At 67.8% G+C, this 22,416-nt stretch carries 23 protein-coding genes; 10 read left to right on the plus strand and 13 right to left on the minus strand.

Annotation, left to right across the window (positions count from 1 at the left end):
• Positions 1 to 8: 8 nt before the first annotated feature.
• Positions 9 to 956 carry an NADP-dependent oxidoreductase gene (locus OHA70_RS20680; protein WP_328320024.1) on the plus strand — a complete coding sequence of 316 codons (948 nt, stop codon included), beginning with the start codon at positions 9 to 11 and terminating at the stop codon, positions 954 to 956.
• Between the two features lie 96 nt (positions 957 to 1,052).
• On the opposite strand, the gene OHA70_RS20685 is transcribed toward OHA70_RS20680, so the two are convergent.
• The 3 genes from OHA70_RS20685 to OHA70_RS20695 all read right to left on the minus strand — a co-directional run bounded on the left by OHA70_RS20685 (position 1,053) and on the right by OHA70_RS20695 (position 3,061).
• Positions 1,053 to 1,292, minus strand: a complete 240-nt coding sequence (locus OHA70_RS20685) for a hypothetical protein (protein ID WP_328320026.1) — start codon at positions 1,290 to 1,292, stop codon at positions 1,053 to 1,055.
• 37 nt (positions 1,293 to 1,329) lie between these two features.
• Entirely contained in the window at positions 1,330 to 2,073 is a 744-nt protein-coding gene (locus OHA70_RS20690) for a hypothetical protein (protein ID WP_328320028.1), read from the minus strand.
• Between the two features lie 331 nt (positions 2,074 to 2,404).
• Positions 2,405 to 3,061, minus strand: a complete 657-nt coding sequence (locus tag OHA70_RS20695) for a DUF1345 domain-containing protein (protein WP_328320030.1) — start codon at positions 3,059 to 3,061, stop codon at positions 2,405 to 2,407.
• A 165-nt stretch (positions 3,062 to 3,226) separates the two neighbouring features.
• Between OHA70_RS20695 and OHA70_RS20700 the strand changes: the two genes are divergently transcribed.
• Together OHA70_RS20700 and OHA70_RS20705 are read left to right on the plus strand one after the other, a co-directional pair.
• A complete protein-coding gene (locus OHA70_RS20700; protein ID WP_328320032.1) occupies positions 3,227 to 3,613 on the plus strand; it encodes a YciI family protein in 387 nt (128 codons plus the stop codon).
• Positions 3,613 to 4,839, plus strand: coding sequence for an RNA polymerase sigma factor (locus OHA70_RS20705; RefSeq protein WP_328320034.1), 1,227 nt, complete (start codon positions 3,613 to 3,615; stop codon positions 4,837 to 4,839). The genes OHA70_RS20700 and OHA70_RS20705 overlap by 1 nt, the downstream gene beginning before the upstream one ends.
• Before the next feature lie 53 nt (positions 4,840 to 4,892).
• Here OHA70_RS20705 and OHA70_RS20710 read toward each other — a convergent pair whose 3' ends face one another.
• The 4 genes from OHA70_RS20710 to OHA70_RS20725 form a co-directional block, all read right to left on the minus strand.
• On the minus strand, positions 4,893 to 5,555 hold the full coding sequence (locus OHA70_RS20710; protein ID WP_328320036.1) for a fasciclin domain-containing protein: 663 nt from the start codon (positions 5,553 to 5,555) through the stop codon (positions 4,893 to 4,895).
• 101 nt (positions 5,556 to 5,656) lie between these two features.
• Complete coding sequence (locus OHA70_RS20715) at positions 5,657 to 6,322, minus strand: anti-sigma factor (RefSeq protein ID WP_328320038.1); 666 nt, start codon at positions 6,320 to 6,322, stop codon at positions 5,657 to 5,659.
• Positions 6,312 to 6,872 carry a sigma-70 family RNA polymerase sigma factor gene (locus tag OHA70_RS20720; protein ID WP_328320040.1) on the minus strand — a complete coding sequence of 187 codons (561 nt, stop codon included), beginning with the start codon at positions 6,870 to 6,872 and terminating at the stop codon, positions 6,312 to 6,314. Before OHA70_RS20720 ends, OHA70_RS20715 begins: the two co-directional genes overlap by 11 nt.
• Positions 6,873 to 6,906: 34 nt before the next feature.
• Positions 6,907 to 7,308: a class F sortase gene (locus OHA70_RS20725; protein ID WP_328320042.1), complete on the minus strand. Its 402-nt coding sequence runs from the start codon at positions 7,306 to 7,308 to the stop codon at positions 6,907 to 6,909.
• Between OHA70_RS20725 and OHA70_RS20730 the strand changes: the two genes are divergently transcribed.
• Positions 7,307 to 7,588 carry a hypothetical protein gene (locus OHA70_RS20730; protein ID WP_328320044.1) on the plus strand — a complete coding sequence of 94 codons (282 nt, stop codon included), beginning with the start codon at positions 7,307 to 7,309 and terminating at the stop codon, positions 7,586 to 7,588. The two genes, OHA70_RS20725 and OHA70_RS20730, sit on opposite strands and share 2 nt — an antisense overlap.
• Here OHA70_RS20730 and OHA70_RS20735 read toward each other — a convergent pair.
• Positions 7,578 to 8,414, minus strand: a complete 837-nt coding sequence (locus tag OHA70_RS20735; RefSeq protein ID WP_328320046.1) for a DUF4397 domain-containing protein — start codon at positions 8,412 to 8,414, stop codon at positions 7,578 to 7,580. The two genes, OHA70_RS20730 and OHA70_RS20735, sit on opposite strands and share 11 nt — an antisense overlap.
• Positions 8,415 to 8,581: 167 nt before the next feature.
• Between OHA70_RS20735 and OHA70_RS20740 the strand changes: the two genes are divergently transcribed.
• The gene (locus OHA70_RS20740; RefSeq protein WP_328320048.1) at positions 8,582 to 9,364 is read left to right on the plus strand and encodes an ANTAR domain-containing protein; all 783 of its coding nucleotides are present in this window, start codon (positions 8,582 to 8,584) and stop codon (positions 9,362 to 9,364) included.
• Positions 9,365 to 9,550: 186 nt separating this feature from the next.
• Here OHA70_RS20740 and OHA70_RS20745 read toward each other — a convergent pair whose 3' ends face one another.
• Both OHA70_RS20745 and OHA70_RS20750 read right to left on the minus strand, forming a co-directional pair.
• Complete coding sequence (locus OHA70_RS20745; RefSeq protein WP_328320050.1) at positions 9,551 to 10,174, minus strand: MBL fold metallo-hydrolase; 624 nt, start codon at positions 10,172 to 10,174, stop codon at positions 9,551 to 9,553.
• Entirely contained in the window at positions 10,171 to 10,761 is a 591-nt protein-coding gene (locus OHA70_RS20750; RefSeq protein WP_328320052.1) for a dihydrofolate reductase family protein, read from the minus strand. The genes OHA70_RS20745 and OHA70_RS20750 overlap by 4 nt, the downstream gene beginning before the upstream one ends.
• A 72-nt stretch (positions 10,762 to 10,833) precedes the next feature.
• Between OHA70_RS20750 and OHA70_RS20755 the strand changes: the two genes are divergently transcribed.
• A complete protein-coding gene (locus OHA70_RS20755) occupies positions 10,834 to 11,250 on the plus strand; it encodes a winged helix-turn-helix transcriptional regulator (RefSeq protein WP_328320054.1) in 417 nt (138 codons plus the stop codon).
• 72 nt (positions 11,251 to 11,322) lie between these two features.
• Here OHA70_RS20755 and OHA70_RS20760 read toward each other — a convergent pair whose 3' ends face one another.
• A complete protein-coding gene (locus OHA70_RS20760; RefSeq protein ID WP_328320056.1) occupies positions 11,323 to 12,264 on the minus strand; it encodes an NADP-dependent oxidoreductase in 942 nt (313 codons plus the stop codon).
• Positions 12,265 to 12,417: 153 nt separating this feature from the next.
• Entirely contained in the window at positions 12,418 to 13,251 is an 834-nt protein-coding gene (locus OHA70_RS20765; RefSeq protein WP_328320058.1) for a helix-turn-helix transcriptional regulator, read from the minus strand.
• Positions 13,252 to 13,465: 214 nt separating this feature from the next.
• Here OHA70_RS20765 and OHA70_RS20770 point away from each other — a divergent pair, with 214 nt between their 5' ends.
• The 3 genes from OHA70_RS20770 to OHA70_RS20780 all read left to right on the plus strand — a co-directional run bounded on the left by OHA70_RS20770 (position 13,466) and on the right by OHA70_RS20780 (position 20,198).
• Complete coding sequence (locus OHA70_RS20770) at positions 13,466 to 16,396, plus strand: family 43 glycosylhydrolase (protein ID WP_328320060.1); 2,931 nt, start codon at positions 13,466 to 13,468, stop codon at positions 16,394 to 16,396.
• Between the two features lie 86 nt (positions 16,397 to 16,482).
• The gene (locus tag OHA70_RS20775) at positions 16,483 to 18,324 is read left to right on the plus strand and encodes a heparinase II/III domain-containing protein (RefSeq protein WP_328320062.1); all 1,842 of its coding nucleotides are present in this window, start codon (positions 16,483 to 16,485) and stop codon (positions 18,322 to 18,324) included.
• A complete protein-coding gene (locus OHA70_RS20780; RefSeq protein ID WP_328320064.1) occupies positions 18,324 to 20,198 on the plus strand; it encodes a DUF2264 domain-containing protein in 1,875 nt (624 codons plus the stop codon). Before OHA70_RS20775 ends, OHA70_RS20780 begins: the two co-directional genes overlap by 1 nt.
• Here OHA70_RS20780 and OHA70_RS20785 read toward each other — a convergent pair.
• Positions 20,195 to 21,283 (minus strand): substrate-binding domain-containing protein, encoded by a 1,089-nt coding sequence (locus OHA70_RS20785; RefSeq protein ID WP_328320066.1) that lies wholly within the window; start codon positions 21,281 to 21,283, stop codon positions 20,195 to 20,197. The two genes, OHA70_RS20780 and OHA70_RS20785, sit on opposite strands and share 4 nt — an antisense overlap.
• Before the next feature lie 92 nt (positions 21,284 to 21,375).
• Here OHA70_RS20785 and OHA70_RS20790 point away from each other — a divergent pair, with 92 nt between their 5' ends.
• The gene (locus tag OHA70_RS20790) at positions 21,376 to 22,404 is read left to right on the plus strand and encodes a hydroxyacid dehydrogenase (protein ID WP_328320068.1); all 1,029 of its coding nucleotides are present in this window, start codon (positions 21,376 to 21,378) and stop codon (positions 22,402 to 22,404) included.
• Positions 22,405 to 22,416 lie beyond the last annotated feature (12 nt).

The following is a 22,416-nucleotide window of genomic DNA, read 5'->3' on the forward strand; positions in this document are numbered from 1 at the left end:
CGGTAGCCATGCGAGCGATCGGTCTGACCGAGTTCGGTGGTCCCGAGGTGCTGCGGGTGATCGAGCTCCCCGATCCGGTGCCGGCCACCGGTGAGGTACGTATTCGCGTTCATTCGGCGGCAGTCAATCCGACCGACGCCATGTTGCGGGCTGGGATTTCGCGTTCCTGGTTGGGTAGTCGTTCGGCTCCCTATGTACCGGGGATGGACGCGGCTGGGGTCGTCGACGCGATCGGTCCAGGCACTGACACGTCACTTCGGCCAGGGGATCCGGTGATCGCGATCGTCCAGGCCCATAGTCGGCAAGGCGCCTATGCGGAGCTCGTCGTGGTGCCTGCGGCATCGGTGGTACCGATCCCGTCCGGTGCGGGCTTTCCGGCCGCGTCGACGCTGCTGATGAATGCCTTGACGGCCCGTATCGCGCTGGACCGCCTGGCCTTGCCGGCTGGTCGTACTGTCGCGGTGACCGGAGCACCTGGGGCTTTCGGTGGGTATGCGGTGCAGTTGGCCAAGAGCGATGGATTGCGGGTTCTGGCCGACGCCTCGCCGGCTGACACGGAGTTGGTGACGTCGCTGGGCGCCGATGAGGTGGTTCTGCGCGGTGATGACATCGCCGGCCGGTTCCGTGCGCTCGTGCCGGATGGAGTGGATGCGGTCCTCGACGGCGCGGTGATGAAGGAGTTGGTACTGCCCGCCATCCGCGACGGCGGCGGGCTGGCCGTCGTCCGAGGCTGGGATCGCCCGGTGGAACGGGGCATTCAGGTGCAGCCGGTCCTGGTCACCGACTCGGCCACCGATCACGATCGCCTGCTCAGGTTGCGGGATCAGGCGACCAACGGCGAGTTGACGTTGCGCGTAGCGGACGTAGTACCGGCCGGGCAGGCTGCCGAGGCGCATCGACGACTGGCCAAGGGTGGAGTGCGCGGCCGCCTCGTGCTGGACCTCACCGCCTTCTGAGATCCACGGTCGGTACGGCACCAGCGCAGACGCCCGGACGAGCTTCAGGAGAACACCATGCGGACTTTCGACACCGCGACCCCGATCACCGCCGTACTACGCACCCAGTCGGGGGGCTGCTTTGCGGAAGTTGATCAGCCGGCTGGTGTACGGATCCAGGAGTTGGCCGGACATCACCACGCAATGCTTCGCGCCGGCCTTGAAGCTCACGTCGGTCAGTTGCTTGGCGAGCACGTTGTTGCGGGTGTCGCAGCCGTCATGCCCACCCGGTCCCGCGTGGGCATTGAGGAGTAGCAGGGAAACGAGCAGGGCAGCAGGATGGGCGGCAGATGTCACTGGCGGCGTTGTATCACCGCTGCCGTCGGCCGGCGGCCTACTCGCCGAAGGGTGGCGTGATGGTGTCGTTGTCGTTGGTCCAGTCGAAGTAGACCGGGTCGTCGAGGGGCGCGTCGACCTTGCCGAGGTTCTGGATGGCGGTGGCCAGCCCGTTGCCGTGGCCAACGGAGTACAGGTAGCCGGTTCTGGTGTCCTTGTCGATGGCGGCCACGAGGGTTCCGGACGGGCCGCACCGCTGGGCGACGAGCGCGTCGAAGACCTGCCAGGTGGAGCGGCGGACGAGCTTCACGACCGGCTTCATCGGCGAGGTCGCCGGGATATGGATCGTGTACAAGGCGCCACCGCGGGTGTTGGCCAGGAAGGTGTCGTACGTCCGCGTCTGACTGATCAGCGCCATCGACTTCACCGCGGCGAATCCGGGGTAGGAGGTCTTGCTCTTCCAGACGCCATGGCCGTCGAGAGTCCAGCGGAACAGCACGCCGTCGGCGCGCAGCCCGTAGGTGTTCGTCGGGCCGGACAGTGTTGATTCGTCGAAGGCGACGAAGTTGCTCCAGCCAGGGCCGACGCGCGTGAGGCTGGAGGAGGCGACGTCGCCGGTGTCGTGGTCGGAGACGTAGTAGCCGCTGTACATGACATCGCCCAGCACCACATCGCCGGTGATCTCGTATCCGCCCGCGTTGAAGCGGTAATTCATCGGCCCGCTGAGCCGCACCTGACCGTCGGGGTACAGGTCGCTTCCCATCACCTCGCTGCCCGCCGAGGGCGGCGAACTCGACACCATGGCCCGCATCATGTTGCTACCGCCGGCTGTCACCGACCCCACCGACACTCTGCAAGCCACCACCGTCGTGACCCGCGGGGCCGCCATGGTCGTCACCGGCAACCCGCTCACAGCCAGAACCGCCCCTACTGTCAGCCCGATGATCCTGCTCAACATCTCGAAGTGCCCCCTCGATCTTTCCGGTAGGCCGGGCCGAGGCTTGCCCTCGTCCGCGGCCCACCATCAACCATCCACCCGTCCGGACCACTCCGGAAGAGATGGGCAGGGGCCCGGCTCGGTGATGGTGCCAGCCGCGGCGCCGAGACCCCACGGGATCCAGCTGAAGGCCTGATCAGGTCTTGCCGGTGAAGGCGCCGATTGCGATGCCGATGACGGCGGCGTTGTAGAAGAAGGCCAGCACCGAGTGCCACAGGACGGCGTGCCGGATGCGGCGGTCGGTGATCTCGACGTCGGAGGTGGCGAAGGTCGCGCCGATGGTGAAGGCGAAGTACGCGAAGTCGAGGAAGTTCGGCGTCTCGACGCCGGGGAACCGGATGCCGCCGACGCGTTCGAAGTACAGGTTCGCGTAGTGCATCGAGTAGCCGCTGTGCAGGATCAGCCAGGCCAGTACGACCGCCACCGCGGCGAGGGCCCTGATCGCCGACAAACTGGCGAAGCTGTCTTCCAGTTCGGCCTCGATCGAGTCGACGGTCACGATCAGCAGACCACTCGACAGGCCGGCAGCGCTGGCCAGTACGACCGCGCCGAACCTGAAGCGCATCCACCGCGCGGGCAGCAGCCAGTCGGACGGCTGCTCGGTCGCGGTTCGGCCGCGGCGCATCGCGTGGACCTGGCGGGCCACGAAGAGGAGCGCGAGTGCGTCCCAGGCGACCAGTGTCAGCACGGTCACCTTGGGCGGTACCGAGGCAACCCACAGCACCACCAGCAGCACTACACCCGCCATCGCGAGCAGCACCCGGACAGCTCCGTCCACCCGCACTCTGGCCACTCGCGGATCGTAGCCATCCGATTACGTTGAAACACCGAACTTGGTTGTTGTCGGCTCCGGCGCGCCGCGTGAAAGAGTTCTTCGGGGGCGTGTCGATCCGTGGGCGGCCCGTTCGACCTAGGGGTGCGCGGGCCGAGATACGGCGTCGCGGAGGAGGAGAACACGATGTCGAAGTACATGCTGATCATGCGGGGCACGGACGAGTCGAACGCGGCCGTGATCGAGGGATTCGAGGAGTTGGCGGCTTCGACGTACCGGTACATCGAGGAGCTGGTGAAGGCCGGGGTGTTCGTCGAGGCGGCCGGGCTGGACGACGCCGGGCAGAGCGTCGTGGTCGACTTCAGCGGCGAGACGCCGGTGGTCACGGACGGGCCGTACGGGGAGACGAAGGAGCTGTTCGGGGGCTACTTCCTGCTCGATGTCGCGTCGAAGGCGGAGGCGGTCGAGTGGGCCAGGCGGGTCCCGGCGGTGACCGGATCCAAAATCGAGGTACGCCGGGTTGCCGGGGACGACGAGCGGCCTTCCGACGGTGCCGCCGGGACCGAGAGCTGATGGGTCCGGCCGAGGTCGAGGCTGTCTGGCGGATCGAGTCGGCGCGGATCGTTGCCTCGCTGACCCGGTTCACCGGGGACTTCGCGCTGGCCGAGGACGCTGCCCAGGAGGCGGTCGCCGAGGCACTGGTGTCGTGGCCGACCAACCCACCGGACAGTCCGGCCGGCTGGCTGATGGCCACGGCCCGGCGGCGGGCCATCGACGCGATCCGCCGCCGGGCCGCGCTCAAGGATCGGCACGCTCTGCTGGCGATCGACGCGGAGTTCGGCGCGGTCCTCGACGAGGACGTCGACCCCGACCGGATCGACGACGACATCCTGGCGCTGATGTTCGTCAGCTGCCACCCGGTACTTTCCCCCGAGGCCCGGGTGGCGCTGACTCTGCGCGTGGTCGCCGGACTGACCACCGAGCAGATCGCCCGGGCGTTCCTGGTGCCGGTACCGACCGTGCAGGCTCGCATCACCCGGGCGAAGAAGACGATCGCGGCCGCCGGGGTGCCGTTCGAGCTGCCGGCGGCCAACGAGCGTCGCGAGCGGCTGGGCGGGGTGCTCAGCGTCGTCTACGTGATCTTCACCGAGGGGTCGACGGCCACGTCGGGCGATCGGCTGCTGCGTCGCGACGTCGCGTACGAGGCGATCCGGCTGGCCCGCACGCTGGCCGCATTGCTGCCGGACGAGCCGGAAGTGCACGGCCTGCTCGCCTTGTGCGAACTGACGGCCTCTCGCTTCCCGGCCCGGACCGCCCCCGACGGCTCGCCAATCCTGCTGGAGGACCAGGACCGGCAACGCTGGGACTTCTCGGCCATCCGCCGCGGCCTGGCCGCATTGGTCAAGGCATCCCCTCGCGGCCTCGGCCCGTACGGCCTCCAAGCCGCGATCGCCGCCGCCCACGCCACAGCACCCTCGGTCGAAGCAACCGACTGGGACCAGATAGTCCTCCTCTACGAGGCCTTAGGCCGAGTCGCCCCTTCACCCGTGGTCGAACTCAACCGAGCTGTCGCAGTAGCCATGGCGTCAGGCCCAGCACAGGCCTTGGCCATGGTGGACGAACTGGTCGCCCTGAACCGGCTCCCCGGCTCATACCTAGTCCCAACCGTCCGAGGCGAACTACTGACCCGCCTCGGACGCGTTGCAGAAGCGCGCGCCGAACTGGAACTAGCCGCCCGCCTCTGCACCAACCCCCAAGAACGCTCCGTACTACTCCACAAAGCAGCCGCCCTCAGCTGACAATCGCCTTGACCGTACGCCGGGGGTGGCTCGGCGTACCGGGTCGGTCGGGGTCAGATGTCGAGCGGGCGGAGTACCAGGAAAATGCCGTGGGCGATCTGGCGGTTGCCCTTGTTGATGTCCAGAGCCCGCGGGTTGAGCAGCGGGTCGCGGTCGTTGTGGTCGGCATCGATCAGGCGGATCAGGCGGTAGCGCTTGCTGAGGACATCGACGGTGATCTTGCCGCCTGGCAACGCCGTCGTGAGGTGCGCACCGTCGGACTTGAGCGCGGTGCGGCTGGTGATCGTCGCACCCGGGATGACGTGGTAAAGGAGCACTGCCTCGATCGTGTCGATGCCGAGCAACCCCGCCAATGCGTTGAAGAGCTGGCTTTCTGAGCGGTACCAGTGGCCCGTCAGGTCGGCAGCGAGTAGCTGGAACGCGCGGTCGCTGGGGAGGAACGCGGTGAGCGCGACCTTGCCGTTCGCGAGGACGCTCACGGGGCTGGCCGGCTTGGCTGCGAGGACCGCGCCGACAGCTTGGGTCAGGATGTCGTAGTCGTTCCAGTTGCGGTCGAAGGTGTCGCCGTCGGAGGCCAGCACAGCGGCGAGGCTTCGGCTGCCGAGTTTGGGCTGATGGGCTTCGGCCGGCGTGGCGACCACGACGGAGGTCACTACCAGGGCGATAGCCGCGGCGCACGTGGCAACGCGTCTGGTCAAGTGAGGAAGTCTGGACATGGGACAACCTTTCGGCGGGTCGGCTGCGTGTGCAGCCTCGGTTGTCTTGTACTTCCGTCCAGCTGGGCTTCCCGGATGCACCAGCGCCGGGAAATCCGTCGTCAGGCTGGCAGCGTGCCGCGGATGATGCTGTCGTGCGAGTGCTCTGGGTTGCCGTCGTTCGGTTCCAGTGACACATCGACGATGCGATAGCCCTGCGCAGTCAGGTCCGGTGGGATGAGGTACGTGCCATCGGTCCGGGGATCCAGTACGCCGAGAGACACCATTCGCTTGCCGTCCTGGTTGATCAGCCATACCTCGTAGAACCCGCTAGGTGAGGGCAGACCTGTGGTGGAGACCCGGAGTTCGGCGCCCGTACCGACGCGGACGAGGTCTGCGGTGCCGTCTCCGGACTTACCCTGCAGCGGATCGAGCTTGATGACGGCCTGGCTGGCGGCATCGTCGTCCTGACGGTCGAGCAGTTTGGTTCCGGCGACGCCCAGGCCGAGTCCGAGGATCGCGGCGATGCTTGCAGCCAGAAGGACAGTCCGTCTGCCGGCCCGTACTGCGGGCTGGCTGGTGCGACCGAGTTCGGTCGTGATGCGTTCCCAGACTTCCGGCGGTGGGGCCTCGAGGTGGGGGAGGTCGTGGCTCAGATCGACCAGTTCGCGAAGCTCGGCCAGCTTCTCCTGGCAGGTCTGGCAGGTCAGGAGGTGCTCGGCGGCAGCCGGATCTGGTGCGACGTCGTCCAGCGCCCACTGCGCCAGGGTCTCCTCGTCAAGATGCATCGCCAGTCACCTCCTTCAGCCGGTCTCGCAGGTGGAGCAGTCCCCGTCGTACATGGCTCTTGACCGTGCCCAACGGCAGATCGAGCCGGCTCGCGATCTGCGAGTGTGTCTGGTCTTCGTAGAAGGCGAGCTTAAGGATGGTTCGGCGTGGCTCGTCCAGCTGGTTCACTTCATCGGCCAGGACCACCCGCTCGACCAGCAGATCCTCCTCGCTCGCCGTGGGCGTCTCCGGGGCGACCGCTTGGAGGTTGCGGCGTTGCCTGCTGCGGTCGGCGAGCTGATCGGCGATCCGGTGCCGCGCTACGCCGACCAGCCAGGAACCCAGCTGACCGGCGTTCGGGTCGAAGCTGGCCCGGCCGCGCCAGGCCGACACGAAGACCTGCTGCGTCACCTCTTCGGCGTCGCCGCGATCGTTCAGCGCTCGCAGCGCCAACGTGTAGACCAAGCCGGACCAGCGCCGGTAGGCATCGCTCAGGCTCTCCGCGCGGCCTTCTGCGAATCCTTTCGCAATGTCAGCCGCCGAGGGGTCGCCTGCCTCGGTGGTGCTCACGGGCCGCACTCTATCGGCCGGTGAGGACCGTTGATCAAGATGTCGCAACGGCTGTGACCACCAGGTTGTCGCGGTAACCGCCGGCGTTCGCGTCATACGGACCACCGCAGGTGACGATCTGCAGCAATGGCGATCCGTCGCGGTCGAACAGTTCGTCGACGGCCAGCTTCTGCTTCGGGATGTCGCGGACGGCAGTAACCCGGTACCGGAGGACGTTGCCGGGCATCGTGATCTCGACCAGGTCGCCGGGCCGTACCTTGCGCAGCCGCACCAACGGGCCCACGCCGTACTGGCGACTGTCGATGTGCCCGCCGAGTACGGCCGATCCGACCGGATCGCCGGGGGACGGCCCGAACCGGTACCACCCGATCGTCGCCGGTTGGGCGGGCAACGCCATCTGGCCGTCGGCCCCCACGCCGACAGCTTGAATCGGCATGCTCAGACCCGCCTTCGACACCGTGAGCCGGACAGGTACCGGCGCCGATGCAGCGACACTGGGCAGGTCCGCATCCGTGGTGCGCACCGATCCCGGCACGGCTGGCGGCAACGATGGCGTCGGCGTGGCCAAGTGGGGTGGCGACGGGCTGACGACGGTCGGGACGGAAGGCTGGGAGCCTTCTGAGCCGGCGCAACTCGCCAGAGTCGTTGAGGTCAGACCGGCCAGTGCGACCACCAAGACGGTGGTCGCACCTCGACGGAATATCGTCACGACCTGACGCGTGCCCGGACAACGGTCGTCGTCCCCGCAGCTACCAGGCCGAGCACAGCAAGGATGGCGAAGATGCCCAGCAGCGGCATGCCGCTGTCAAGCTGGGCCGCCTGTCCGCCAGTACCGCCGGGAACACCGGCCGGGCTGTGGTGGAGTCCGGAGATCGTCTGTACCGCGAGCTTGAGGTTCTTGTCCTTCGCGCTGCCCCAGGCGTAGACGATCGTGTTGGTGCCTTCCTTCAGGTTCACGTCGGCCGGGCCGATCGCAACCGTCGATGTGCCGGCCAGCACCACATCAGCCTTCACGGTGCCCGCGGGGAGATCGGCCTTGGCCTCCTTGGGGTTCGTCAGGGCCTTGAAGGCAGGCTTGCCACCGGCGCGAACATCGACCGCCGGCGCGGCGGCATCATGGCGAACCGTCAGCCGGGCCTGGCCGGCGGCCACCTTCGACACGTCGTTCACGTAGGGCGTCAGTACCGGCTTCCCGCTCGCATCGAGGTGCGCGACGACGGTCACGTTGGCGCCACCTGGAACTGCGACGTCATCGGCCTCGATGACCGCCTTTCCCTTGGCCCCGGCACCTGCCGCGGTGACCTTGAGGTCATAGCTTCCTGCGGGCAGCTTCAGCGGATCGGTCAGCGTGCCTGGCTTGAAGTTGGTCAGCAGGGCTTTGCCGTTGACGTAGACGTCGACGGTGGCACCCGGCACGGCGTGCAGAACCGACACTGTCGCATTGGCGGTCGGGGCCGCCTGCGCAGTCGCAGCGACACTGGCCGGCAATCCGGCCAGCAGCAGTCCCGTTGCAGTCAGGGCGGTGATACGGCGAACAGACATGAAACCTCCTTGAGATGACGCTTCTGTCTGTTCTTTCCACTTGACCGGCCCCAACGGATGCACTCGACGAGCATCGATTTCGCCAGGGCTTCGTAACGTTCTGTGATCGGCTGGGTGGTGGATCATGAGGAAGTGGACGCCACCGGCATCTGCGGCATGATGTCCGCATGACCGCGGAATTGCTGACGATCGTGCAGGAGCTGGCAGAGGTCAGCCGGCTGGTGGACGGTGACGACGTGCCGGCCACCCTCGATCGATTCGTCGCTCGTATGGTCGCCACGATTCCGGACTGTGACGAAGCTTCGATCGCCATCTGCGGTGATGACGCGGCCCCGGAGCTGGTGGCGCGCTCCGCTGCGCCGACGGATCCTACTGTCGATCCCGCGCGCCTCATGCTGGCCGAACAGCTGGAGCGCCGCGACGGCCCGCTGCACGAGGCCCTCACCTATGCGGAGCCTCGGCGGATCGATGACGCCGCCTCGGACCATCGCTGGCCGGAGGTCGGTGCCGCCGTGATCAACGCTGGTTATCGAAGCGGCTTGTTCCTGCCGTTGCCGGCTCGCCGGGACGCGGCGATCAGCCTGCTGTCGGCGAAGGCGGATGCGTTCGGCGGTACGTCGTACGACATCGCACTGCTGTTCACGCTGCATGCCGGCGTGACCTTCGACAACGCGCAGCTCTTTCATGACAGCAAGGCTCTGGTGGCGCAGCTCAATGCGGCTCTCGACACCAGAGGTCTGATCGGTCGCGCTCAGGGAATCGTCATGCGTCACTACGGCGTCGACACCAAGACCTCGTTCGCGATTCTCAAACGCGGCTCCCAGAACACCAACGTCAAACTCCGCGTCCTCGCCCAGACCATCGTCGACGGGCAGGAGGGAGCCGCTCTCTCCCAGACCCTGGCCGACTTCGGCCTCGGCCAAGGCAGCCCTGCGCCGGGTCCGCGCTGAAACTGGTTCGGGGGAGCCAGGCGATGGGGGCGGTCCCGGAGCTGCTGGTCTGAACTGCCGGGACCTGGAGACGGCCCAACCTCAACAAGCTCAGCCGGGTGCCTCGTGGTACTCCAGTGCCCGCGCTCATGCCACCCTGATCCCGCGGGCCAGCCCCGGGCACTTTGTCTCAGGCCTGGGAGGGTTTCAGGGCTGGGAGGGTCGCCATGGTTCGTGCTGGTGCGCCAGCCATACCAGGTCGGGGGTGAGAGCGCGTACCTTCAGCTGTCCTTCGGTTTGCGGGTCGTCGAGATCGTGGGACGAGATGGCCAGGTCGCCGACGACAGCGGTCCGCTGCAGGCCTGAGTCGACCAGCACCAGCTGGGATCCGCGAGTGTGGCCCGGGCCTGGGACGAGGCGGACGCCTGGCAGCAGCTCGAGTTCGCCGTCGACCGGCACGTACTCCACACCGGGCGCTTCGACCCACTCGCGAATCGTGTACTCCTGCTGGCTCAACGCATCGTCAAGCTCCAGGCGCTGGACGTAGATCGGCTTGCCGGCGAAGAGGTGATTGCCGCCGCAGTGGTCGAAGTGCAGGTGGGTGTTGACGACGATGTCGATGCTCGCGGGATCGAGCTGCTCCTTGGTGAGTTGGCGGATCCGGGGGTCCATGTCGGCCACCAGCGGATGCAGTTCCGTCAGACCGGTATCGACCAGCACTCGCCCTTGGGGATGGTCGATGACGTGTACGTAGACGGGCATCAAGGCGCCATCAGCCATCAGGTCGGCGACGTGGATCGGGGTGACGACGATGGTAGGAGGGGTGGTCATCGCGCGGCGTCTCCTTGGCGAACGGCGTAGCGGTGCATCGTTACTCCGGACCCGAAACGTTGCTGCTCGAGCAAGTCGAGATCGACCGGCAGGTCGTAGTCGTCGAACAGTGGCCGGCCGAAGCCGAGAATCGACGGGTGGGCGTAGAGCAGCAGTTCGTCGAGCATTCCCTCTCGGAGCAGTTGCGTGGCGAGTCCCGCTCCACCCACACCGATGGCGCCGTCGGTGCTGGCGCGCAGAGCACGTAGTCGCACGAGCGCATCGTCGCCGCCGAAGACTTGAGTGTTGTGATCCGCACGGTGCCGGGTGCGCGAGACGAGGATCTTGGGTTTGCTCGTCCACAGCTCCCCGTACTCACGCAAGACCTCAGGTAGCGAGGCATCATCGCGGGACCGCGGCCAGTACTCCTCCATCAGCTCGTAGAAGAGGCGACCTTGGACAAGGAGCGCGAAATCACGTGAGCGCGCATTGAGCTCGCGGTGCAGCTCCTCGTCGATGCGCAACCACTCACCGGCACCGTTGTCGCCGGGGACCTGCTCGATGAGCAGGTCGACAGACACGTTCATCAAGTACACGAACCGGCCCATCGGCTCCTCTTCCCTAGTGCTTGCAAGTTGCAATCACTATATTGGGCGTCAGTTGCCTGTCAAGGAGGGACCGTGGAACCCCGATCCGAATGCCCGATCAACACCGCCGTCGAGGTGCTGGGCGATCGCTGGTCGTTGCTCGTCCTGCGCGACATCATCTTCGAGGACCGCCGGTACTTCCGGGTCCTGCTCACCGGATCGGTCGAGCGCATCGCCTCGAACATCCTTGCCGACCGGCTCGTGCGGCTCGTCGACGCCGGCCTCCTCACGCGCGGAACGGCCGCCCGCGGACAACGCGCGCGCTACAGCCTTACCGAAGCCGGCATCCAGACTCTGCCGATCATCGACGCCCTCGCGACCTGGGGGCTGCGCTGGCGTCCAGGCAGCGACGCCCTTCCGTGCCGGCAGCAGCACCTGCACGAGATGGGCCCCGCGTACATCGAACAGTTCATGGAAGAACTCCGCGCCCGCCACCTCAGTGCCCACTGAAAACCACACGGCGAAAGGCGAATCCAGATCGCGGCAGCCGGGGCGCAGAGGTGTGCGGACCGAGTGCCTCCTCTAGTCGAGGGGGGCGTTGGGGGTGACGAAGACGATCTTGCCGTTGATCGGGGCGGTGGCGGCTTCGGTGTGGACCTGTGCCACTCCGGCCAGCGGCACCCGTCGGGTCGCGCCGAGGTGGAGCTTGCCGGTGTCGAGCAGGGTCACCAGCTCGGCGAGCTGTTCGGCGTCGGGACGGAAGAAGAGATTGATTCCCCGTACGCCGCGGGCCTCGTCGGACGCAGCCGGCATCCACACGGTGGTGTTGACCAGAACGCCGCCGTCCCGGATCACGGCGGCCTGGGCGGCCATCTGCTCCGGGGCGATCGGGGCGAAGTTGAGCACGACGTCGACCGGCTCGGACAGCTCCGGGATCCCGGAGCCGTGGATCTCGTCGGCGCCGGCCGTCTTGGCCTGCTCGAAGCTGCCCGGGCCGGTGGTCGCGATCACGTAGGCGCCGGTGTTCTTGGCCAGCTGCACCGCGTAGCGTCCGACGACGCCGCCCGCGCCGTTGATCAGTACCCGCTGGCCGGTGGTCAGCTTCGCGTGCTCGAACAGCGCCTGCCACGCGGTGAGCCCGACCAGCGGTAGCCCGGCGGCGTCCACCAGCGGGACGGTTGTGGGGGCTGCCGCCAGAAGCTGGGCCGGGGCGATGACGTACTCGGCGGCTGCGCCGGTACTGGTCAGCGGCAGGGCGCCGATCACCCGGTCCCCGAGGTCGAAGCCGGTCACGTCCTCGCCGAGCGCGTCGACCGTGCCCGCGATGTCGAGGCCGGGGGTGTGCGGCAGCCGGATCGGGATGGGGCCTTGCATGACACCGGCGCGGATGTTGCCCTCGACCGGGTTGAACGACGTCGCGGCCACCTGGATCCGGATCTCGCCGACGCCGGGGGCCGGTTGGTCCACGTCTTCGTAGTGCAGGACCTCTGGGGTGCCGTACTCGTGGAAACGTACTGCCTTCATGGCGGGCCTCGTCTTTCTGAGTGGGGTGGTAACAGCCGGCTCGGCCGGAGTTACTACGGTTCGACCACTCGAGCGTGACGCAGAACGGGAGGCGGGTGAATGTCCTCGTCATCCACGGTATGGCAGACCATGGATAAGAGGTTCAGGCCCGGCTCACGCCTCGTCCCCGGCCCTGGAGACCAGCCGCCTGAGCTTGGCCTCACTCGGTGATCCGGGTTCGGCCATGAAGACCAGCAGATCCTGGTCCTCGTCGGGATCCACCAGCCGTCGGCTGTACAACTCCAACTCGCCCAGCTCCGGGTGCCGGTAGCGTTTGAGCTCGTGGTGATGGGTGACGTCCACCTCGTGCCGCCGCCAAACCTCGGCGAACCCGGGGCTGACCGCCAGCAGTGCTTCGACGATCTCCCCAGCGATGCCCGCCGGATCGGTCGTGTACGCCGCCCGCAGGTCCACGGTGAAGACCCGGGCGCGTACCTCATGGTCCTCGGGCGGATAGATGGCACGTTGGGCCGGGTCGGTGAACCAGCGATAGACCAGGTAGCGCGACATGCCGTCGAAACGGGTGTAGTCACCGAACAGCGCCACCGCCGCCGGGGTCTGCAGCAATGCCTCACCGAACCGGGAGAACACGATCGCGGGTATGTCCGGGAGTTGCTCCGCGATGGTCCTGATGGCCAGGCTGACCCGGTCGTCCGGCAGGATCCGCCGCGGAGCCGCGTGCCCGCCGAGGGCGAACAGGTGCTGCCGCTCGCTCGAGCTGAGCCGCAACGCCCGCGCCACGGCGGCCAGTATCTGCTCGGACGGCATCGGGCCGCGCTTCTGCTCAAGCCGGCTGTAGTAGTCGGCCGAGATGCCGGCCAGCACCGCGACCTCCTCGCGCCGCAGCCCACCGGTACGACGCCGGGCGCCGCGCGGCAGTCCGACCTCCTCCGGCTGCAGTGCTTCCCGGCGAGCCCGGAGGAAGTCCGCCAGCAACGCGCGCTCCATCGCTCTCGCCCGCCTCAGCCGGTCCGGTTACGCCGCGCGCGACGCTTGACGGAGCGGGGTACACAACACCGTCGGCCTGCCGCCGCTGCCCTCATCTCGCGATAGTACCTGCTGTGAATTCGAAGTTGTCCGTCGGAAAGCAGCTCTTGACCGAGGGGGTGAGGATGATCAGACTATCGGGACTGTTAACGTTAACAATCCTGGTGAGGTTGCGATGCGGATCAGTACGCGCTCGTTCTTGGTGGTCGTCTTGACCCTCTTCGCTGTGCTTGGTGGGCAGCTTGCGCCGAGGGCGCTGGCCGTCGCGCAGGCGGACGATGCTCGCGGCAACCTGACCTTGCCGACGGCTGGTGAGCGCGCGCCGTACGCCGGTTATGTGTTCAGCTACTTCACCGGTAACTCGATCGCCGGGGAGAAGATCTACTTCGCCGCCAGCCGTGGCAACACGGCGCTCAAATGGGACGAGCTCAACAACGGCCAGCCCGTCCTCGAGTCCACCAAGGGCACTCTCGGGCTGCGGGATCCGTTCCTGATCCGTTCGCCCGAAGGCGACCGGTTCTTCCTGATCGCGACCGATCTGTCCATCGGCCGCAACGGTGACTGGGATGCCGCGCAACGCCAGGGCAGCCGCTATCTGGAGGTCTGGGAATCCACCGACCTGGTGACCTGGTCGGAGCAGCGCCACGTCCTGGTATCGCCCGAGACGGCCGGCAACACCTGGGCACCCGAGGCCTACTGGGATGACGAACTTCAGTCGTACGTCGTGTTCTGGGCGTCGAAGCTGTACGCCGCCGACGATCCGGGCCACACCGGTTCGACGTACAACCGGATGCTCTATGCAACGACCCGCGACTTCCGGACCTTCAGCGCGCCGGCGATCTGGCAGGACCGGGGCGAGTCCCGGATCGACTCGACGGTGATCAAGGAGAACGGCGCGTACTACCGCTTCACCAAGGACGAGGGTGGCGGCGGCACCGGCTGCTCGGACATCATCCAGGAGAAGTCCGCCTCGCTGACCGCGGTCGACCTGCCCGGCCAGCCGGCGTGGGCGATGCAGGACTCGTGCATCGGCCGGGACGCCGGTACGTCGGCAGTCGAAGGACCGACCGTTTTCAAGTCCAACCCGGGCGACACGTCCGGCTCCAAGTACAACCTCTTCGTCGACGAGTACGGCGGCCGCGGGTACATCCCGCTCGGCACGAATGACCTCGAGGCGCCGAACTGGCAGGTGCCGGCGACGTACTCGCTGCCGGCCAGCCCCCGCCACGGCACGGTCCTCCCCGTGACCCAGGCCGAGCTCGACCGACTGCGCAACGGTCTGGTGCTTCCACCCCCGGTCAAGGCCGATGCGAACGGGCTGGTCGCGCACTACCCGTTGAACCAGACCAGCGGCGGTACGGCGACCGACGTCACCGGCCATGGGTACGACGGTGTCGTCGCAGGTGACGCGACCTGGGCCGACGGCGCACTCAACCTCGGCGGCACCAACGGTCACGTGAAGCTGCCCGACAACCTGATGACCGGGCTCGACGCGATCACTGTCTCGGCCGACGTCTGGATCGACACCGGCCAGGCAACGCCGTACTTCATCTGGGGGCTCGGCAACACCGCGAGCGATGTCGGCAACGGCTACCTGTTCACCACCGGCGACGCCTACCGAACATCGATTGCCACCGGCAACTGGTCGACAGAGCAGACGGCAACGTCGGGCAGCGCCGTGCCGCGTGGTGTCTGGAAGGCGCTCACCTACACCCTGACCCCCGACGGCATCGCCACGATCTACCTCGACGGGGTGCAGGTCGGGCGGAAGACCGGTGTCACGATCGATCCCGGGGATATCGGTGGTGGTCGGACGACGGCCAACTACATCGGGCGTTCGACGTACACCTCGGACAAGTACCTCAAAGGCAAGGTACGCGATTTCAGAATCTACAACCGGGCCCTGTCGGCCACCGAGGTCAGCGACCAGGACGCCGACCCACGAGCGGTCATCGGCGTCGAGCTGGCGAGCCTGAAGGTGCCGGCGATCATCGACGACGCCTCCTCGACCGTGACCCTGCCGGTTGCCCCGGGCACCAACCTGAAGAAGCTGGCGCCGGTCCTGAAGGTCGTCTCCAGCTCGAAGGTCTCGCCGGCCGGCCGGGTCAACCTTTCGAGGCCCAGGACCTACACCGTGACAGCTCAGGACGGAACCAAACGGATGTGGACAGTCAAGGCGGTCGAGATGCGGTCGCCCGTACTACCGGGGTACAACGCCGATCCGAACATCGCTCGCTTCGGCGACACCTACTACCTCTACGTGACGACCGACGGGACCGCCGGCTGGGGCGGTAAGGACTTCTACGTCTGGAAGTCGAAGAACCTGGTGGACTGGCAGCGATCGGCCAAGCCGTTCCTGACCCTCGACGGCGCGAACGGCACGGTGCCATGGGCGAGCGGCAACGCCTGGGCGCCGACCATCATCGAACGCCACGGCAAGTACTACTTCTACTTCTCCGGGCACAACCCGGCCTACGACCGCAAGACGATCGGCGTCGCGGTGGCGAACAGCCCCGAGGGCCCGTTCACCGCGCAGCCGACCGCGATGATCCTCAACAACGAGGCGGTCACCTCCGGCCAGGCGATCGATCCGGCCGCGTTCCGCGATCCGGTGACCGGGCGGTACTACCTGTTCTGGGGCAACGGTTCGCCGGTGTACGCCGAGCTGAGCGACGACATGCTGGCCATCAAGCCGGAGACGCTGAAGCCGATCAGCGGGCTGACGAGTTTCCGCGAGGGGTCGTTCGTCAACTACCGCAAGGGGACGTACTACCTGACGTACTCGATCGACGACACCGGTTCGCCCGACTACCGGGTGGGCTACGCGACGGCGAGGAGCGTCAACGGACCGTGGACCTACCGTGGCGTCATCCTCGAGAAGGATCCGGCACAGGGCATTCTGGCGACCGGCCATCAGTCGATCATCCAGGTGCCGGGCACGGACGACTGGTACATCGCGTACCACCGCTTCGGTATGCCCGGCGGCGACGGCACCCATCGCGAGACCACGATCGACCGCCTGTACTTCGCGGCCGACGGCACGATCGCGAAGGTCAAGCCGACCCTGACCAGCATCGCCCCACTCCGGAACCACCCCCGCCACTGACCTGTGAGGGGTTCCGGGTCGGTACGGATGTGTACGAATGTGATCGCTGTCTGGAGGCCTGCCGAGGTACGCGAGAGCATGGCCGGATGACCCTTGCCCAGCGCTGGCGCGCACTGGACCCGGCGATCCGGAGGGTGGCTCTCGACTCGGCACGGGATCGTGCAGGTGTCCCGGACCTGGGGCAGCGCCTGGTCTGGGAATCGCGTCCCACGGATGCCTCGGCCGCTGTGCTGGACCGTGCCGCGGCGGATCGTTCCCAGCCGTGGCCGCGGTTGTTGCTGTCGGACTTCGCCCGGTACTGGCGTGACGGCGTACGTACAGCGTACGAAGGTCCGGCGGGGGAGCTGCGGCAGCGAACCAGTACGGCGGTGCTCGCGGCGGTCCTGACAGGAGACCAGCAGCATGTCGACGAGGCCGCCGACGGGCTGTTGCTGCTGTGTGAGCAGACGACCTGGTGCTGGGCAGCTCACGAGTCGTTCGCGACGGCGCGAGGGGAGGTCGTGGCGGATTCCAGTACGCCGTACCTCGATCTGGGCGCTGCTGAGACCGTGGAGATCCTGGCGTGGGCCGATCTCGTGCTCGGCCCAGCGCTGGATGCGCGCGTGCCGGGTCTTCGCCGACGTCTGCGGGAGGAGGCCGAGCGGCGGGTACTGCGGCCGTTCGTCGAGGACCGTCGCTGGCACTGGCTCGGACTCGACGGTCACCTGCACAACTGGAACCCGTGGATCCACGGCCACGTACTGGTCGCCGCGCTGTTCCTGGAGACCGATCCGGTACGCCGTACGCAGGTGGTCGATCTCGTTGTCGACGGCCTCGACCGCTATCTCCAGGCGCTCCCGGCCGACGGCGGGTGCGATGAGGGCTACGCGTACTGGTGGAACGGGCCAGCGCGACTGGCCAGTGCGCTCGAGCTCCTCGACCGGATCACCCTCGGCGCCTTCGATCCCTGGCAGTGCACGCCACTGGAGGAACTCGCCCGGTATCCCCAGCGGATGGCGCTGGGCGACGGCTGGTTCGTGAATGTCGGTGACGGATCGGCCAGGCCTGCACGTGACCAGCCGTGGGACGTGTTGCACCGCTGGGGTCGCCGGATCGGTGACGAGGGCGTCATGGCCCAGGCGGCTGCGCACCGTCAGGAGCTGGGGTTCGTGGCCGGTCTGGGACGAGCGTTGGTCGCACTTGCCGACGACGACTGGTGGCAGGCGACCGCCATGCCTCTGCCGTTGCCTCGCTCGAGTTGGCTGCCCGAGGTGCAGTTGCTGGTAGCCCGGCAGGACGGCGGATCCACCGCTGGCTGGGCGCTGGCCGTGAAGGGCGGGCACAACGACGAGAACCACAATCACAACGATGTCGGCTCGTTCATCGCCGCACTCGATGCGACGCCGGTGCTGGTGGACCTGGGGCAGCCGACCTACACGGCGATCTCGTTCTCCGATCGCCGGTACGAGCAGTGGGTGGTCCGCAGCGAGTGGCACAACGTCCCCGTCGTCAACGGCCGGGAACAGGAAGCAGGTCCGCAGTGGCGGGCAACAGACTTCGCCGTCCACAGTGCCGGCGACAGCGACCGCGCTGAGCTCGATCTGTCGGACGCCTATCCCAGCGGGAACCTGCGACGGACGGCGACCTTGGACCGGATCGGTCAGACCGTCCGCGTCGTCGACACCTGGGCGGAGGGGACCGAGATCGCCGAGCACTTCGTGATCGCCGGACAACCCGTTGCTCACGAGCCCGGCCGCCTCGTGGTCGAGACCCTTGGCGGCAGCGTCGCGGAACTGCGATGGGATGCCGGCCTCGGCACCGGCCGATTGGAGCCGCGAGCCGTCGACGACGAACTGCTCCAGCGGGTCTGGGGCCCGGCTGTCCATCGCCTGATCCTTGCGGCGGGCAACAATCGTTTCGAACTCACTCTGACCCGAGGATCTCGTTGATGAACGACGCCCGCTTCACCGGCCTGACCCGCGACTCCTGGGCGGAGGTCGCCGATCACCTGCTGCTCTCACTGCGTGGCTGGGCCTCGCCCGAGCACGCCCGGATCGACCTGCCTGGACAACAGAGCGCGTACGGACCCGACAGTGACTCCCTGGAGGCCTTCGCCCGGTCTTTCCTGCTGACAGCGATCCGGCTGAAGGGTGAGGACGGCAAGGACCCGCACGATCTCGCCGGGTGGTACGCCGAGGGCCTCCGAGCCGGTACCGATCCGATGTCACCGCACGCGTGGCCGCGCCCGGACCAGCTCGGGCAGGCCAAGGTCGAGGCCTGCTCGATCGCTCTCGGCCTGCATCTGAGCAGGCCGTGGTTGTGGGACCGGCTCGACGACCGTGATCGCGAGCAGATCGTCGCCTGGCTGGCGACGGTGGTCGGCGAGAAGTACCCACCGATCAACTGGGTCTGGTTCCAGATCGTCGTGGAGACGTTCCTCAAGTCGGTCGGCGGACCGTGGTCCCGCGACGACATCGACAGCGGCCTCGCGGTGCACGAGTCGTTGTATCGCGGAAATGGCTGGTACGCCGACGGTCCGGAGCGCGCGTTCGACCACTACAACGGCTGGGCGCTGCATGTCTATCCGTTGCTGTGGGCATCGATGGATCCCGGGCTGTGCGATCCCGCGCTGGTGACAGCCTGGCGCGAGCGGCTGACGGCCTTCCTGGATTCGGCGGTCCACCTGGTCGGCGGCAACGGCGCACCGCTGATCCAGGGCCGGAGCCTGACCTACCGCTTCGCCGCGGCCGCGCCGTTCTGGATCGGTGCGATCACCGGTGCCACCGATCTCGCCCCTGGCCTGATGCGCCGGACGACGTCCGGAATGCTCAAGTACTTTCTCGACCAGGGCGTCCCCGATCGGCGAGGTCTGCTCACCCTCGGCTGGCACGGCGAATGGCCGGCGATCGCCCAGTCGTACTCCGGCCCGGGATCGCCGTACTGGGCGGTGAAAGGCATGCTCGGCTTGATGCTTCCGGCAAGTCATCCGGTCTGGACCGCGGCTGAGGAGCCCTTGCCTGTCGAGCGTTCCGACTTCACCCGCGAACTCGCAGAGCCCGGCTGGCTGGTCAGCGGGACCCGGGCCGACGGGATCGTGCGCGTCGTCAACCACGGCACCGACCACTCGGTCCCCGGCGACGAACGCGCCGACTCGCCGTTGTACGCCCGGCTGGGGTACTCGACCCACACGATGCCACTGCTCAGTACGCCGTACTGGGCGCAACCGCTCGAGAACAGCGTCAGCATCGTGCACCCTGAGCACGGCCGGTCGCACCGCAACGGCTTCACGACGATCGGTACGAACGCCTCGATCGCGTCGACCCACTGGGTGCGGATAGCCGACGACACCGGACCGGAGCACGGATCGGGCCGCGGCGGAGCGGTTGTCGCGGGGCCTACGGTCGCGATGGTGTCCGCGCTGCGCGGAAGCCACGAGGTGCGGGCCGCCCGCATCGATCCGGATGCAGTCGTCGAACCCGGCTGGCTGCTCGAGATGTCCGGTTGGCCGCTGACCTCCGCCGCCCCGCCGTCCGGAGTACTCGATGCGGGGGCCGAGGTCCGTGCCGCTGAGTTGCTGTCCTCCATCGAAGGCCGCATCGGCTTCGAGGCGGTCGATATCCGCCGGTCCGGCGAGTCCGAGGCCCTGGGCAACCACACCGCGATTCCGCTCGTCCGCGCGGCCGCCGTACCGGGTCAGGTCTTCGTTGCCATCGTCTCCTTGTCCGGCGGTCACCCCGAGCCTCTTCCGAACGTCGCGGTGGACGACGGCAGCATTCGGGTCACCTGGCCGGACGGCACCGAGGAGATCTTGTTGTTCGGCTAGTGCGGCATCGATGAATCGCGGATGACCAGCTCGGGCACGACCAGGACGCGTTGTGGGGGCCGGCGGCGGCCTTCGGTGAGGCGGGCGACCATCTGCTCGACCGCGGTCCGGCCGACCATCGACTTCGGCGGCCGGATCGCCGTCAGGGCCGGCTCGGCCAGGTGGGCGATCTCGTCGTCGTAGGCCACGATCGCCAGCTGGTCAGGGATTGCGATGCCCTGCTCGGCGCAGTACTGGGCGACCGCCATCGCGTCGGGGTCGGAGTGCACGACGATGGCCGTCGTTCCCGCGGCCCGGCAGCGGCCGAGTACCTGGGCGATGATGTCGCGATGTCCGGGCTGCTCCATGTTCACGGACTCCCGGATCACCAGGCCGGCCGGGATCGCGAGATCGGCACACACGAGATTCCAGCCGGCCGCCAGGTGCGCCGAGGTCGGACTTCCTTTGGACAGCAGTAGCGCCAGGTTGCGGTGACCCTGGGCGTGCAGGTGCCGGACGGCCAGCTCGACCCCCAGGGCGTGATCGCTGCGGACCCATTCGACCTGGTGCTTGGTCGGCGTCCAGCGTGGCGGCTGTCGCTCGACCAGGATCACCGGTACCGGGAGCCGGGCGATCCAGTCGATCATCTCGTCGACGGCGGCGCCCTCCAGGTTCGGCGCGAGCAGCAGCCCCTGGACCTGCTGGGCTTCGATCAGCCGGGTGATCTGCCGGCGGTCCTCGGCCCAGTCGTAGCTCGAGCCGCGCAGCTGGATCGCCACCCCCAGTGCCGCGGCCGTCGTCCGGGCGCCGGAGACGATCGGTGGCCAGTAGTAGTCGAGGGAGGGGACCACCATCCCGATGGTGAACCGGGGCGCGGCCGGCCCGCGCCGCCGCGCCGGGGGCGCCAGGTCGGTCGGCAACGTCGCGCCGCCGTGGACTTTGGTGAGCAGGTTCTGCGCCGCGAGCGCGGCGATGTCGCGCCGGACGGTCAACTCGCTGACGCCGAGCAGTTCGGCCAGCTCCTTCACCCGGACGGCGCCTTCGCGACGCAGCTCGTCCATCACCCGTTCGTGCCGCTGCAGGCCGAACAGCCGGTCGTCCGGCATCCGCCCTACCTCCCTTGTTCGAATCTGAACGTTTGTGAATGAATACGGACGAGCCGTAGATGATCTGAACGTCTCCGTCATCTCATGTTCACATGACCGCAACGGTAACCGCTTACCGCAGTGAGGCGCTGCTCGTGATGAACCGCGAGTCGTTCGACGCTCACTTCGATCGGCTCCGGCTCGATCGGCTCCGCTCGCTGGTGGCGCTGCCCGATCCGATCTGGACCGACGAGCTCGACTCCGCGCAGGCCCGGGCCCGGCTCGCGACGGCCGACCTGATCGTCAGCTCCTGGGGCGTGCCCCGGCTGACGGCCGACCGGCTGGCCGCCGCGCCGCGGCTCAAGGCCGTCTTCCATGCGGCCGGAAGCGTCCGTTCGGTGGCCGACGGCGTGCTGTGGTCTCGCGACATCGTGCTCACCAGCGCGGCCGACGCCAACGCGATCCCGGTGGCCGAGTACACGCTGGCCGCGATCATCCTGGCCGGAAAGAAGGCGCCCTTCCTGGCCGCGGACGCCGCGACGGCCTACCGCGGCTGGGGCCAGTTGCAGGGCTTCGGCGACCTGTCGAACTTCCGCCGCACGATCGGTGTGGTCGGTTTCTCCCGGATCGGCCGCCGGGTCGTCGATCTGCTCCGGGTGCTCGAAGGCCCGACCGTGCTGGTGGCCGATCCGCATGCGGACCCGGCGGAGGTGGAAGCGGCCGGTGCGCAACTGGTCGGCCTCGACGAACTACTACCCCGGGTCGACGTGCTTTCCCTGCATGCGCCGGCCCTGCCGAGCACGTACCAGATGATCGGCGCGCGAGAACTGGCCTGCTTGCCCGACCGCGCCACCGTGATCAACACCGCGCGGGGAAGCCTGATCGATTCGGCCGCCCTCGCTGCCGAGTGCCGGGCCGGACGGCTGTTCGCGATCCTCGACGTCACCGATCCGGAGCCGTTGCCGGCCGAATCACCACTGCGTTCGACCCACAACGTCATGGTCACCCCGCACATCGCCGGATCCCTCGGCACCGAGATCCATCGACTCACCGATCACATGCTGGCCGAACTCACCCGGTGGCTGGCCGGCGAACCGCTCCGGCACCGGATCACGGCCGACCTCTTCCCGCTCACCGCCTGACCGCCACCCGCG

It is taken from the genome of Kribbella sp. NBC_00382, from assembly GCF_036067295.1.
GTDB lineage: Bacteria > Actinomycetota > Actinomycetes > Propionibacteriales > Kribbellaceae > Kribbella.

Bases quoted from the DNA above. Each gene is read 5' to 3' on its own strand.
- OHA70_RS20680 (WP_328320024.1), top strand. From the start codon at position 9: ATGCGAGCGATCGGTCTGACCGAGTTCGGTGGTCCCGAGGTGCTGCGG.
- OHA70_RS20690 (WP_328320028.1), bottom strand. From the start codon at position 2,073: ATGGTGTCGAGTTCGCCGCCCTCGGCGGGCAGCGAGGTGATGGGAAGC.
- OHA70_RS20700 (WP_328320032.1), top strand. From the start codon at position 3,227: ATGTCGAAGTACATGCTGATCATGCGGGGCACGGACGAGTCGAACGCG.
- OHA70_RS20705 (WP_328320034.1), top strand. From the start codon at position 3,613: ATGGGTCCGGCCGAGGTCGAGGCTGTCTGGCGGATCGAGTCGGCGCGG.
- OHA70_RS20710 (WP_328320036.1), bottom strand. From the start codon at position 5,555: ATGTCCAGACTTCCTCACTTGACCAGACGCGTTGCCACGTGCGCCGCG.
- OHA70_RS20715 (WP_328320038.1), bottom strand. From the start codon at position 6,322: ATGCATCTTGACGAGGAGACCCTGGCGCAGTGGGCGCTGGACGACGTC.
- OHA70_RS20730 (WP_328320044.1), top strand. From the start codon at position 7,307: ATGCTCAGACCCGCCTTCGACACCGTGAGCCGGACAGGTACCGGCGCC.
- OHA70_RS20725 (WP_328320042.1), bottom strand. From the start codon at position 7,308: ATGCCGATTCAAGCTGTCGGCGTGGGGGCCGACGGCCAGATGGCGTTG.
- OHA70_RS20735 (WP_328320046.1), bottom strand. From the start codon at position 8,414: ATGTCTGTTCGCCGTATCACCGCCCTGACTGCAACGGGACTGCTGCTG.
- OHA70_RS20740 (WP_328320048.1), top strand. From the start codon at position 8,582: ATGACCGCGGAATTGCTGACGATCGTGCAGGAGCTGGCAGAGGTCAGC.
- OHA70_RS20745 (WP_328320050.1), bottom strand. From the start codon at position 10,174: ATGACCACCCCTCCTACCATCGTCGTCACCCCGATCCACGTCGCCGAC.
- OHA70_RS20750 (WP_328320052.1), bottom strand. From the start codon at position 10,761: ATGGGCCGGTTCGTGTACTTGATGAACGTGTCTGTCGACCTGCTCATC.
- OHA70_RS20760 (WP_328320056.1), bottom strand. From the start codon at position 12,264: ATGAAGGCAGTACGTTTCCACGAGTACGGCACCCCAGAGGTCCTGCAC.
- OHA70_RS20765 (WP_328320058.1), bottom strand. From the start codon at position 13,251: ATGGAGCGCGCGTTGCTGGCGGACTTCCTCCGGGCTCGCCGGGAAGCA.
- OHA70_RS20770 (WP_328320060.1), top strand. From the start codon at position 13,466: ATGCGGATCAGTACGCGCTCGTTCTTGGTGGTCGTCTTGACCCTCTTC.
- OHA70_RS20775 (WP_328320062.1), top strand. From the start codon at position 16,483: ATGACCCTTGCCCAGCGCTGGCGCGCACTGGACCCGGCGATCCGGAGG.
- OHA70_RS20780 (WP_328320064.1), top strand. From the start codon at position 18,324: ATGAACGACGCCCGCTTCACCGGCCTGACCCGCGACTCCTGGGCGGAG.
- OHA70_RS20785 (WP_328320066.1), bottom strand. From the start codon at position 21,283: ATGCCGGACGACCGGCTGTTCGGCCTGCAGCGGCACGAACGGGTGATG.
- OHA70_RS20790 (WP_328320068.1), top strand. From the start codon at position 21,376: ATGACCGCAACGGTAACCGCTTACCGCAGTGAGGCGCTGCTCGTGATG.